Annotated in this window: 12 protein-coding genes; 6 read left to right on the forward strand and 6 right to left on the reverse strand. The window is 43.7% G+C overall.

Annotation, left to right across the window (positions count from 1 at the left end):
- Positions 1-12 precede the first annotated feature (12 nt).
- The 3 genes from lepA to AC0VYT_RS09575 form a co-directional block, all read right to left on the reverse strand.
- On the reverse strand, positions 13-1,830 hold the full coding sequence (gene lepA / locus AC0VYT_RS09565; RefSeq protein WP_005019363.1) for a translation elongation factor 4: 1,818 nt from the start codon (positions 1,828-1,830) through the stop codon (positions 13-15).
- Positions 1,831-2,004: 174 nt separating this feature from the next.
- Entirely contained in the window at positions 2,005-2,448 is a 444-nt protein-coding gene (locus AC0VYT_RS09570) for an acyl-CoA thioesterase (RefSeq protein WP_005019361.1), read from the reverse strand.
- Between the two features lie 123 nt (positions 2,449-2,571).
- Positions 2,572-3,954 (reverse strand): Do family serine endopeptidase, encoded by a 1,383-nt coding sequence (locus AC0VYT_RS09575; protein WP_005019360.1) that lies wholly within the window; start codon positions 3,952-3,954, stop codon positions 2,572-2,574.
- Positions 3,955-4,174: 220 nt separating this feature from the next.
- On the opposite strand from AC0VYT_RS09575, the gene nadB reads away from it, so the two are divergent.
- On the forward strand, positions 4,175-5,833 hold the full coding sequence (gene nadB, locus AC0VYT_RS09580; RefSeq protein WP_005405373.1) for an L-aspartate oxidase: 1,659 nt from the start codon (positions 4,175-4,177) through the stop codon (positions 5,831-5,833).
- A 30-nt stretch (positions 5,834-5,863) separates the two neighbouring features.
- Here nadB and tmk read toward each other — a convergent pair whose 3' ends face one another.
- From tmk to pabC, 3 genes are read right to left on the reverse strand one after another with little or no spacing between them, the layout of a single operon-like run.
- The gene (tmk, locus tag AC0VYT_RS09585; RefSeq protein ID WP_005019357.1) at positions 5,864-6,472 is read right to left on the reverse strand and encodes a dTMP kinase; all 609 of its coding nucleotides are present in this window, start codon (positions 6,470-6,472) and stop codon (positions 5,864-5,866) included.
- A gap of 9 nt (positions 6,473-6,481) precedes the next feature.
- Positions 6,482-7,525, reverse strand: a complete 1,044-nt coding sequence (mltG, locus tag AC0VYT_RS09590) for an endolytic transglycosylase MltG (RefSeq protein ID WP_005019356.1) — start codon at positions 7,523-7,525, stop codon at positions 6,482-6,484.
- Between the two features lie 3 nt (positions 7,526-7,528).
- Positions 7,529-8,341: an aminodeoxychorismate lyase gene (gene pabC / locus AC0VYT_RS09595; RefSeq protein WP_005019354.1), complete on the reverse strand. Its 813-nt coding sequence runs from the start codon at positions 8,339-8,341 to the stop codon at positions 7,529-7,531.
- A gap of 168 nt (positions 8,342-8,509) precedes the next feature.
- On the opposite strand from pabC, the gene AC0VYT_RS09600 reads away from it, so the two are divergent.
- The 5 genes from AC0VYT_RS09600 (at position 8,510) to AC0VYT_RS09620 (ending at position 13,045) form a co-directional block, all read left to right on the forward strand.
- Positions 8,510-9,523 (forward strand): sulfate ABC transporter substrate-binding protein, encoded by a 1,014-nt coding sequence (locus AC0VYT_RS09600; protein WP_005019352.1) that lies wholly within the window; start codon positions 8,510-8,512, stop codon positions 9,521-9,523.
- 27 nt (positions 9,524-9,550) lie between these two features.
- Positions 9,551-10,162 (forward strand): RBBP9/YdeN family alpha/beta hydrolase, encoded by a 612-nt coding sequence (locus tag AC0VYT_RS09605; RefSeq protein WP_005019350.1) that lies wholly within the window; start codon positions 9,551-9,553, stop codon positions 10,160-10,162.
- Between the two features lie 86 nt (positions 10,163-10,248).
- Positions 10,249-11,082: a sulfate ABC transporter permease subunit CysT gene (cysT, locus tag AC0VYT_RS09610; protein WP_005019345.1), complete on the forward strand. Its 834-nt coding sequence runs from the start codon at positions 10,249-10,251 to the stop codon at positions 11,080-11,082.
- The gene (cysW, locus tag AC0VYT_RS09615) at positions 11,079-11,972 is read left to right on the forward strand and encodes a sulfate ABC transporter permease subunit CysW (protein ID WP_005019344.1); all 894 of its coding nucleotides are present in this window, start codon (positions 11,079-11,081) and stop codon (positions 11,970-11,972) included. Before cysT ends, cysW begins: the two co-directional genes overlap by 4 nt.
- Positions 11,973-11,983: 11 nt before the next feature.
- The gene (locus tag AC0VYT_RS09620) at positions 11,984-13,045 is read left to right on the forward strand and encodes a sulfate/molybdate ABC transporter ATP-binding protein (RefSeq protein WP_005019343.1); all 1,062 of its coding nucleotides are present in this window, start codon (positions 11,984-11,986) and stop codon (positions 13,043-13,045) included.
- The last annotated feature ends 16 nt before the right edge of the window (positions 13,046-13,061 follow it).

Here is a 13,061-nt window from a genome sequence, read left to right on the forward strand (position 1 = left end):
GACCTCTTATTATTATCTTTCTACTTTTAAGACTGCAAGGAACGCTTCCTGAGGGATTTCAACACTACCCACCTGCTTCATGCGTTTCTTACCTTCTTTCTGCTTAGACAGAAGTTTTTTCTTACGTGACACGTCACCACCATAACATTTCGCCAAGACGTTTTTACGCATGGCTTTTACAGTAGAACGGGCAATAATTTGTGCACCAATAGCTGCCTGAATCGCTACATCAAACATTTGACGCGGAATCAGATCTTTCATTTTTTCAACCAGAGCAATACCACGGTGACGCGCATCATTACGATGGCAGATCATTGCCAGAGCATCAACTTTTTCACCATTAATCAGCACATCTACTTTTACCAGTGAGGAGCTTTCAAAACGGACAAAGTTATAATCTAGTGATGCAAAACCACGTGAACAGGACTTCAAGCGGTCAAAAAAGTCCATGACGACTTCTGCCATTGGAATTTCAAAAGTAATAGAGACCTGATTACCTAAGAATTTCATATCTTTTTGAACGCCACGACGCTCAATACACAGCGTCATAACATTACCCAGATATTCTTGTGGCACCAAGATATGACATTCTGCAATTGGCTCACGCAAATCTTCAACAGTAGAACCATCAGGCATTTTTGATGGGCTGTCGATATAAATCGTATCACCCGCTTTAGTTAATGCTTCATAAACTACTGTAGGGGCAGAAGTGATCAGGTCCAGATCATATTCGCGTTCCAGCCGTTCCTGAACGATTTCCATATGCAGCATTCCCAAGAAGCCACAGCGGAAACCGAATCCTAACGCATCAGAACTTTCAGGTTCGAAAAATAGTGCCGAGTCATTAATCTGAAGCTTGTGCAATGCTTCACGGAAAGGCTCAAAATCACTGGCGTCAATCGGAAATAAACCCGCATATACCTGAGGTTTTACCTTTTTGAAGCCCGGCAGCGTACCTACTTCTGGCGTAGAGGCCAGAGTAATGGTATCACCAACAGGAGCGCCAAAAATATCTTTAATACCGGCAATAATAAAACCTACTTCGCCTGCTTCGAGCATTCCGGTTTCAGTATGTTTTGGATTAAAAATACCCACAGAGGTAATAATATGAGTCTGGCCTGTTGACTTCACCAGCATTTTATCGCCTTTGCGCACACGCCCCTGCTTGATACGAACCAGGGAAACTACTCCCAAATAATTATCAAACCATGAGTCAACAATCAGAGCCTGTAAAGGTGCATCACGGTCACCCTCTGGCGCTGGAATAACCTCAACCAATGTTTCCAGAACTTTATCCACACCCATACCGGTTTTTGCAGAGCAAGTCGGTGCATGAGTCGCTTCAATTCCGATAATTTCCTCAATCTCGTGAATGACGCGTTCAGGCTCAGCCTGTGGCAGGTCAATCTTGTTAAGGATTGGCAAAACTTCAAGGCCCTGTTCGATTGCGGTATAACAGTTGGCAACTGACTGTGCCTCAACACCCTGTGCTGCATCGACTACCAGTAGAGCACCTTCACAGGCTGCCAGTGACCGTGAGACTTCATAAGAAAAGTCAACGTGCCCTGGGGTATCAATAAAGTTGAGCTGATATTCCTGACCATTCGGATGCGTATAATAAAGTGTTACAGAAGCGGCTTTAATAGTAATACCGCGTTCACGTTCAAGCTCCATTGAGTCAAGCACTTGTGCCTGCATTTCACGGTCTTGCAATCCACCACACATTTGAATGAATCGATCTGCCAGGGTCGACTTGCCATGGTCAATATGCGCAATAATCGAAAAGTTACGAATGTTTTTGATATCAACAGATTTTTTAGCTTGCGCCATGGGCTACCTTGAAAAATGTATACGGCTATGTACAAAATTTAAGGTACATAGCAAAAGCTGTTTCGGGAAATTGCGAGCGATTATAACAGATGGAATTTTTAAAGTATCCATAAATCATGCGCTTTTGCTTTGAGCTGTAAATCAGCAAAATCTGGAAAAACCATATCGACCATTTTAGATTGTCGAGAAATCCATCGGGTTTATCTCTGCTGAAATTGGCTGGTAAGCCTGAGTAAAAGTGGGCGACATACGTTTTGGGCGACCCGTTGCTATTTCGATACATGCCCATTTGGTCTGACCGGTAAACAGCAGGGTTTGGTCTTGTGGACGGTAAAAAGCGTACTGACGGTATGAGTACAATGCATTAATATCATAGAGCCAGGTACGTAGAATCAGTTCCTCCCCTTCAAATGCAGCTTTACGGTATTGTACCTGATGCTCAACTGCGACCATGGCATGTTTAAGTTCCTGATACTGTTTCAGTCCCAGTCCAAGTGCCTCAATATGTGCTTCCGCCACCTGTTGCATCCAGGCGACATATACGACGTTGTTTACATGTCCCAAACTATCAATATGCTCTGGCTGAACCTGAATGTTTAAATCAAAAAATGTATTCACGTGCAATTTTTTCCTGTCTTGCATCAACTCACATAAAACATCTAGTGTAAAGGCATCATCCGGCTAATGGTACTTAAATAAAAAGCCATCCTGCAGGATGGCTTTAAAAGTTGATATAGTTTGTTACTGGATCCGCAGGCCCAAGATGGCGCGTTGCCCCTGACGGATCAGCGCAACCCGGGCTACCGTATTCTTTTTCAGCTTACTTACTGCATTTACAAACTCATCGCTGTTTCGCACAGGCGTATTATTAATTTGAGTAATGATGTCTTCTGGCATCAAGCGGGATTGTGCTGCCAGCCCCCCTCGCATAACTTCCTGAATATATACTCCGCCATCAACACCCAACTGCCTGCTTTCAGCCTCGGTCAGATTGCGAATAGCTATACCTAAAACAGGTCCTTTATTTTGTACAGGTGTATTGGTTTTTGCTGGCGTATTATCTGGTGCCGTAGTAAGCGTAGCAGTAATATTACTCAATTTCTCGTCACGTAATACCTGCAAGCGAATACTCTGATTTGGAGCCTGACGGTTGAGATAATTCAACAGATCTGAAGTACGGGAGATCGCCATCCCGTTAATTTGCAAGATGATGTCACCAGCTTTTAGTCCTGCTCTGGCCGCTGGAGAATTTGGTGCGACCTGGGTAATAAGTGAACCTTCCGGTTTAGGCAATTTATACGCTTCTGCCAGATTACGGTCGATATCTTGCAGCATTACCCCCAGATAAGAGCGGATTACTTTACCATTACTCTTTAATTGCTCAGCGACATCCATTGCGACATCAATTGGTATGGAAAAAGACAGGCCCATATAGCCACCCGTTCCACTAAAAATACGTGAATTTACACCTACAACTTCACCACGCTGGTTAAATAGTGGCCCCCCAGAATTACCGGGATTAAGCGCAACATCTGTCTGAATGAATGGTACAGAGGTTTCTCCCATCATACTTCGGGATTTAGCACTGACAATTCCCGCTGACGCAGAATAATCAAAACCAAATGGCGAGCCAATTGCCAACACCGGTTCACCAACCTTGAGCTGGTCTACATTGCCAATTCGCAGAGCTGGAAAGCTTGAGCCATTAACTTTAAGTAAAGCCACATCGGTTCGTTCATCACTTCCAACTACAGTAGCATCAATTTCACGACGATCATTCAAGGTGATGCTGATACGTGAGGCATTTTCAACTACGTGATGATTGGTCAGCAGATAACCATCTTTACTAATAAAGAAGGCACTGCCGTAGCCGGTTTTTTCTTGCGGTACTTGCTGTTGCGGAATAATCACCTGATTGCCAAAAAAGCGGCGTAATAACTCCGGTACCTGCTGCTGTAACAGCTCTTCCTGTGTCATTTTCTTGACAACATTTACACTCACAACAGCCGGACTGACCTGCTCAACCAGATTAGAGAAATCGACTGTAGAAGCCGCCTGTGTCTGTACTGCTGCCATAGTAAAAACAGCAGCGTACATTCCTTTTTGTAATAAGCGATTTTTCATGAAGCACAACTCACATACTGCAGTTAAATGATAATTTTTTAGCTGAACGGTTTTTTAATTTTGATTAATAATATGTTTGATGAATGATTTAAAACAAGGTTTTAGTCAAAACGTTACAAAATTTAAATTTAATTGGAAATTCTGGTTAAACCTGAGCGTTTTAAGTCTTGCATTCTTAGGCAAAAAACGGTCTGATGATCGAATTTCTATCAAATAGCCGATGAATATGAGCAGTTTAAATACAACTCATCAGTTTGACGTCATTATTGTAGGTAGCGGTGGAGCCGGATTAAGCCTGGCATTATCATTACCTCACCATTATAACATTGCTGTTTTAGCTAAAGCTCCCCTGACAGAAGCCAGCACATATTATGCACAGGGTGGCGTAGCCGCAGTTCTGGACGAAACTGACTCTATTCAACAGCATATTGATGACACCATGATTGCAGGCGCCCAGTTATGCGAGCTGGACGCGGTTAAACATACTGTAGAAGGTGGTAAACCTTCAGTCGATTTTCTGCTCAAACATGGCGTACAGTTTACGCTGGATGATGCCGAACAACTGCATCTTACCCGTGAAGGCGGACACTCTCAGCGCCGGATTATTCATGCTGCCGATGCAACCGGCAAAGCGATTTCAACGACACTGGTGCAGCGTGCCCAAGAACAGAAAAATCTGACCATATTTGAAAACTATATTGCAATTGACCTGATTACTACCGAAAAATTAGGAATAGATGAGCAAAAAAATCGGGCCGTCGGCCTTTACGCACTTAATGAAAAGACTGGCAAAGTCCATACTTTTTTAGCTCCATTTACCGCACTGGCCTGCGGAGGAGCTATGAAAGCCTACTTGTATACATCTAACCCTGATATTGCAACCGGTGACGGAATTGCCATGGCGTACCGTGCTGGCTGCCGTGTGGCCAATATGGAATTTAACCAGTTCCATCCAACCTGTCTGTATCACCCTCAAGCCCGCTCTTTCCTGATTACAGAAGCCATGCGTGGTGAAGGTGCTTATCTGCGTTTGCCAGAGGGTGAACGTTTTATGCTGCGTTTTGATGAGCGTGCCGAGTTGGCCCCTCGAGACATTGTGGCTCGTGCCATAGATTTTGAAATCAAGCGGCTGGGTATTCGTCATGTGTGGCTGGACATTACCCATAAACCGGCTGAATTTGTAAAAGAACACTTCCCGACCTTATATACCCGTCTGCTTGAACTCGGTATTGATATTACCAAAGATATGATTCCCGTGGTGCCAGCTGCGCATTATACCTGCGGTGGTGTGGTTGTGGATGAGCATAGCCAGACTGATATTTCTGGCCTATATGCCATTGGGGAAACGTCCTATACAGGTCTGCATGGCGCGAACCGAATGGCAAGTAACTCCCTGCTAGAGTGTTTTGTTTATGGCATGAGTGCAGCCCAGCATATCCAGAGCCAGTTTAACCCTGAAGTTAGCTTGCCTGCTGTACCTGAATGGGACGACTCGCAGGTTACTGATGCAGACGAAGATGTTGTAATTCTGCAAAACTGGGACGAACTGCGTCAGACCATGTGGAATTACGTTGGTATTGTCCGTACCAGTAAACGCCTCAAGCGTGCATTGCATCGAATTGAGATGCTTAAGCGGGAAATCACTGAATATTATGAAGATTATCAGGTCAGTAAAAACCTGATTGAGCTGCGTAATCTGGTACTGGTTTCCGAGATGATTGTACGCTGCGCGATGGAACGTAAAGAATCGCGTGGTTTGCACTATACGCTGGATTATCTGGAGCTGGCGCCTGAACTTCGAAAAACCATCCTGACGCCACCAGATTTCAAAGTTAGTCAACCACTGGTTAATGAGGAAGTCGAACCAGCACTTGGTTAATCCAATCCTTTTCTAAAACTGGCCTTTAATTCAGGCCAGTTTTCCAATCTGTTCTAACGCCTGTTCAAGTACCTTTTCTGGTGCTTGTGTAGCATCAAGGCGCTTAATCCGTTCTGGATGTTGTTGCCATAATCTAGTGTAACCTGCGCGCACTTTTTCAAAAAAACTGACCTTTTCCTGTTCAAAACGGTCTAGTGCACCACGCTCACGGGCACGGGACATTCCCAGCTCAACCGGTGCATCTAGCCATAATGTAATATCTGGCATACGAGAAACAAAAGACTGGTTGAGAACCGCCAATTTATTTTCATTCAGACCACGTCCAGCACATTGATAGGCAAAACTGGCATCGGTAAAACGGTCACACAAAACTGTTTTACCGGCCTGAAGCGCAGGTAAAATGACCTGTTGTAAATGTTGGGCTCTTGCTGCATACATCAGCAGAAGCTCGGTATCATCACTCATCTTTTCATCATGACTAACAGAGAGTAACAGTGCACGAATCTGTTCAGCTAAAGGTGTTCCGCCCGGTTCACGAGTGAGTATGATCTCGGCACCCTTTTGCTCATAATGTGCATAAATTTCACGGATTAGAGTAGTTTTTCCTACGCCTTCTGTACCTTCGAAACTGATAAACATCCTACTCTCCTAATTTTTAGCTCGCAGTACAGATAGATATTGCTGTACTGCACGGTTATGTTCTTCGAGGCTGGCGCTAAATTTATGCCCCCCATTGCCGGTGGCAACAAAGTAAATATTATTTGAGTTATCCGGATGCATTGCTGCCTCAATCGCTTTTTTACTTGGCAAAGCTATTGGCGTTGGCGGCAAGCCAGAAATTGTATAGGTATTATAAGGCGTTGGTGTACGCAGATCCTTTCGGGTGATATTACCTTTATAGTTATCCCCCATACCATAAATTACGGTCGGGTCAGTCTGTAAGCGCATTCCCATTTTCAGGCGGCGCACAAACACTCCGGAAACCTGTTGCAGTTCACTATCAATGCTGGTCTCTTTTTCAATAATAGAAGCCATGATCAGTGCTTCATATTTATCTTTATACGGTAGACCACTGGCCCGGTTTTGCCATGCCTCATCCAGTGCTTTCATCTGGCGTGTATAGAGATGGGTTAGAATCTTGCGGTCGGTTTCACCTTTTGCAAAGAAGTAAGTGTCTGGTGAAAATAGCCCTTCCGGATGGCTGTAAGGAATATTCAATTCCTTTAATAGCTGCTGTTCTGGTAAATGAGTAATAGTATGAGTAACCAGCTGGTCCTTTTTCAGATTTTCAAGTAACTGCTTAAACGTCGTGCCTTCAATCACTAAAATCCGGTTCATCTGGGCATTTTCAGCGTTCGAGATCAGTTCAAGTACTTGCCGGACACTCATGCCTTTTTGGATTTCATACACACCAGCCTTTAATGTGTCATGGATGACCAGTTTCTGGTAAAGCTTTAAAATAATTGGAAAACTGATTTTGTCGTCTTCAGCCAGCCGGTCAATAAAGCCTGAATAGGTGTCTCCCGGATTAATTGCCAGCATTTGTTTTGGCCCATTTACCGGATAATTTTTAAACAGGCTTGACCAGAGCACCACCAAGCCAAGTATGAACAGGCCTGCAATAATCGTCAGTACAGCAGGGAACGTAGGTTTAGCATTCTTTTTTTTCGGAGTTGAGTGAAGTTTCGGCATAAACTAGCTAATCTGATCCAGTTGCAAAATACGGAATAAATCCAGACAAGGCTGGGAATCCAGGCTCCGCTGTCCAAGTTGAGTAACAATTTTCATGGGGCTTAATGCATTACAGAAAAACAGGCTCTGAAAATGCCCAATATTTTCCATGTCAATGAAGCGCTGCTCGCAGACGATATTTTCCCGCTGCATGCGTGACAGGATTGTCGCCCGCATCACACCGTGGACGCCATTATAGCGAAGTTCTGGTGTAAACCATGTATTGTTTTGAAAAACGAAGCAATTACTGCTCACGCCTTCAACAACACTTCCCTGCACATCGGTGACCAGTGCCTCATCCCAACCCTGCATTTCGGCTTCCTTTTTAAGTAGCACCTGCTCCAGACGATTCAAAGATTTAATACCTACCAGACTCGGCATACATAACCCCATAGCCTGATTCAGCACACCACTTCGGATCAGCTGCGGTCTAATCACTTCACTGGCTTTAGGATAAAACAGTATATAAATATCGGCCGGATGTTCAGGCAAACTATAACCCCGCTGCCCCGTCCCGCGACTGATCAGTATTTTTAACGTACCATTTAATACCGGATAATGATTTTGTAGCTGTTCAAGCGTTTTATCAATCAGGTCAAAATCAGCATCAAGATATAGACGCTCACAACTGTTCCTCAGCCGAGCCCAATGTAAATCTTGCAGCTCTATCTGGTTATTCCGCAGCCGGGCTGTCGTAAAACAGCCATCTCCATACTGAAAAGCCCGGTCTTCAATAGGAACATTTTCTATTTTCTTAGCATTTTTGAAAAACAGCATCGATATGAAGTATCCAGTTGATTCTGCAACTTAGTTTAGAAACAGAAGTATATTTTCTTTTTCTTTATTTTTCATAATGAATTCGTTTTTTATTATTTTTTATGGATAAAGACTAGCGCTATTCTGCTTTCATGTTTTTATGCTTATGCAAAATATTGGGGATAAAATATGAAATTTTCAAAAGTAAAAATTGGAATAATTGCAGCATTACTTTCGGCCTCTACTGCAAGCTTTGCAGCTAAAGATTTTCTCAATGTGTCTTATGATCCAACGCGTGAGCTTTATGATCAGGTAAATAAGCAGTTTGGTGCTTACTGGAAACAACGTACCGGTCAAGACCTGAATTTACGCCAGTCTCATGGCGGTTCAGGTAAGCAGGCACGCTCGGTGATTGATGGACTGGAAGCTGATGTGGTGACTTTGGCACTTGCTGCTGATATCGATGTAATTGCTGAAAAAGCAAAATTATTACCTGCTGACTGGCAGAAAAAATTACCACAGAATTCGACACCTTATACTTCAACTATTGTATTTCTGGTACGTAAAGGCAATCCGAAGGGAATAAAAGACTGGGGTGATCTGGTAAAACCGGGAGTAGGAATTATTACTCCAAACCCTAAAACATCTGGAGGCGCGCGCTGGAATTATCTGGCAGCCTGGGCATGGGCAAAGCACCAGCCAGGGGGTAATGATGCCAAGGCACAGGAGTTTGTTCGCCAGATTTATAAAAATACCAAAGTGCTTGACTCTGGCGCACGCGGAGCCACTACGACGTTTGCTGAACGTGGTATTGGTGATGTGCTGCTGGCTTGGGAAAACGAAGCCTTTCTGGCAGTACGTGAACAGCCTGGCAAGTTTGAAATTATTACGCCCTCTTTATCTATTCTGGCTGAACCGCCTGTAGCGATTGTAGAAAAAAATGCAACCAAAAAAGGGAATCTGAATGTTGCAAAAGGTTATCTAAACTTCTTGTATTCACCTTATGCACAGGATCTGGTTGCCCGTAATTATTACCGACCACGTAATGAGGCAGTCCTGAAAAAATATAGTAGTACTTTTAAACCGCTGAAGCTGGTCACAATTGATCAGGAATTTGGTGGCTGGAATAAGGTACAAAAGCAGCATTTCGAAAATGGCGGTGTATTTGACCAGATTGTAAAAATCAATAACAGTCAAAAGTAGAGTTCTGTGTAAACCGGGGGATCAGACATGAGTTCAATACATACAGTAATTGTACCGGGCGTAGGTGGCAGTGAATATGAACACTGGCAATCCTGGTTACAAAGACAGCTCAGGTCCTGTTCCCGTGTACAGCAAACAGACTGGAATATGCCAATACTTCAGGAATGGATTGCCCAGTTTGTGAAAACTGTAAGTTTGCATCAGGAATCTCTCCAGATTGTAGCGCATAGCTTTGGCTGTCTGACCAGCATCGCCGCACTTGCCGAATATCCCGAGCTGGCACACAGAATCAAAAATCTGGTACTGGTCGCTCCAGCTAATCCTGAACGTTTTGGTGAGGCCGGTTTTGCACGGAACAGTCAATATAACTATGCAGAATATTTTCAGAATCTAAAAATCCGTGTCCCGGCCCAGCTAATCATCAGTGACAATGATCCGTGGTTTAAGCTTGAAGATGCCCAGTTTTTTGCTAATGCCTGGAATCTAAAACCGGTTAGCTTGGGTAAAGTAGGTCATATTAATGTAGCTTCCGGCTTCGGGCCTTTTCCGGAGATTTTCGATTTTTTAATTGCAGAGAAAAACAGCTTAAATATCAATATTACTGATAATGCTGAGTTGTTTTTCAGATTTGCAATTTAAAAGCTCATGAATATGCTTGAGCAGTTTTTTCAGTTTTATTTCACCTGCTTATTTTAAGTGGGCATACTCTCTTTTGAGGAGTTAACATGTTGCAGCGTTCCCGAGTGCTGCCAGGATTTGGTCTTTCTTTAGGCTTTACCCTTGCTTATCTGTCTTTAATTGTTCTAATCCCTCTTTCTGCGGTATTTATCAAGTCGCTAGGTATTGGCTGGGATGGTTTATGGGAAATTCTGAGTTCAGAGCGTATTTTAAAATCTCTGCAGCTCAGTTTTACGACTGCATTGCTGGCCGCTTTTATTAATGTTGTTTTTGGATTACTACTGGCTTGGTGTCTGGTACGTTACAGTTTTCCAGGAAAACGGCTGGTAGATGCCTTGATCGATCTGCCTTTTGCGTTACCTACTGCAGTTGCAGGTATTGCCTTAACTTCTCTTTATGCACCCACTGGCTGGATTGGACAGTATTTGGAGCCTTTAGGCATTCAGGTCGCTTACACCCCTATCGGGATTACACTAGCACTGATTTTTATTGGTCTGCCTTTTGTCGTGCGCACGGTACAACCAGTTTTAAGCGATGTAGAAACTGAACTGGAAGAAGCGGCTTCTGCATTAGGTGCAACCCGTTTTCAGACTATTACTAAAATTATCTTACCTATTCTATTTCCAGCTCTTTTAACCGGTTTTGCACTTGCTTTTGCTCGGGGAGTGGGCGAATACGGCTCTGTAATTTTTATTGCAGGCAATCAGCCTTTTGAAACCGAGATTGCTCCCCTTATGATTATTTCACGGCTGGAAGAGTATGATTATGCGGCTGCGACCACTATTGCTGTGGTTATGCTCTTAATTTCATTTGCGATTTTATTTTTGATTAATCTGTTGCAGGCCTGGGCCAGCCGTCGTACCGGGAGAACTGCAAGATGAGTTTAACCACCAATAGTAATGCACTGGCAGAAAAACTGCAGTCACGCGATGCGACCAGGGAAGCAGCTTGGGTACGCTATCTATTACTCACTATCGGTCTGCTATTTTTTCTAAGCTGTCTGGTTCTTCCTCTTATTCTGGTATTCGTTGAAGCTTTTAAGCAGGGTGTCGGGGTTTACTTTCAGGCGCTGGTCCATCCGGATACTTTATCTGCAGTCAAACTGACTTTATTGACAGCAGCGATTGCAGTACCTCTTAATGTAGTCTTTGGCGTAGCTGCTGCATGGTGTGTAGCCAAATTTAACTTTAGAGGCAAGTCTATTCTGACCACCATTATTGATCTGCCCTTTTCGGTTTCGCCTGTTATTGCCGGTATGATGCTGGTCCTAATTTTTGGATCTCAAGGCTGGCTGGGAGAATGGCTGATAGATAACGATATTAAAATTTTGTATGCCACTCCTGCGATTGTTTTAGCCACAATATTTATTACTGTGCCATTTGTAGCACGTGAACTGATCCCATTAATGGAATCACAAGGTAATGAAGAGGAAGAAGCTGCAATTGTACTGGGTGCGTCTGGCTGGCAGACCTTCTGGAAAGTGACTTTACCCAATATTAAATGGGGTCTGCTTTATGGCGTAATTTTATGTAATGCACGAGCTATGGGTGAATTTGGCGCAGTTTCAGTTGTATCTGGTCACATCCGTGGGGAAACCAATACATTACCCCTGCATGTCGAAATTCTTTATAACGAATATACCTTCAGTGCCGCTTTTGCTGTGTCATCACTACTGGCATTACTGGCAATTGTGACATTAATCCTGAAAACCTGGGTAGAACTCGGGCAGGAAAAACAAGCTAAGCGTAATGATGATTCAGCCTCTTCTTAAGGAATGCCCCCATGAGTATTCAAGTTAAAAATATTGAAAAACACTTTGGTGCATTCCATGCACTAAAAAATATTTCACTCGATTTTCCTGAAGGTCAACTGGTTGCCCTGCTTGGCCCTTCAGGTTGTGGTAAAACAACTTTACTCCGGATTATTGCCGGTCTTGAATCGGCAGACGGCGGACAGGTTCTGCTAGAAGGTAGCGATGCGACTGATGTACATGTTCGTGAACGTCAGGTAGGTTTTGTATTTCAGCATTATGCGCTATTTAGACATATGAGCGTATTTGACAATATTGCTTTTGGCTTGCGTGTACGTCCCCGCAGTACTCGACCATCGGAAGCTGAAATTAAAAAACGGGTAACCCGCCTGTTAGATCTGGTGCAATTAGGATTTCTGGCAGATCGTTATCCAGCCCAACTTTCAGGTGGACAACGTCAGCGTATTGCTTTAGCGCGTGCGCTTGCAGTAGAACCGCGAGTTTTATTACTAGATGAGCCTTTCGGTGCGCTTGACGCGAAAGTTCGTAAAGAGTTACGTCGCTGGTTACGAACTTTACATGACGAACTTCATATCACTTCCATCTTTGTTACCCATGATCAGGAAGAAGCGCTTGAAGTTGCTGATCAAATCGTGGTGATGAATAAAGGTAATATTGAACAGATTGGTTCACCTCGGGAAGTCTATGAGAAACCAGCTACGCCATTCGTATTTGACTTCTTGGGTCAGGCCAACCGTTTTGAAGGACAATATCAGCAAGGCATTATCCAGATCGGACAAGACCGTATCCAACTTCCTCATAGTGTAGAAGTTGCACAGGGAAAAGTGGTTGCATTTGCACGTCCTGATGAATTACGTATTCACGCTCAACCGCAAGATAATACAATTCAGGCAACATTTCTGCGTGAAATCTGGATTGCTGGTAATGTTGTAGCAGAATTACAGGACCGCAATGGTAATCTGATTGAAATCACGCTTTCACCAGAAGAAGTAAAACAGCATCAGTTCAGGGCACAGCAGAATGTATGGATCAGTGCTTCTGCCCTACACCTGTTTGAAGATCAGGTCGCGTAAATATAATAAAGGGGCT

The organism is Acinetobacter sp. QJM3NY_42 (genome assembly GCF_056173745.1).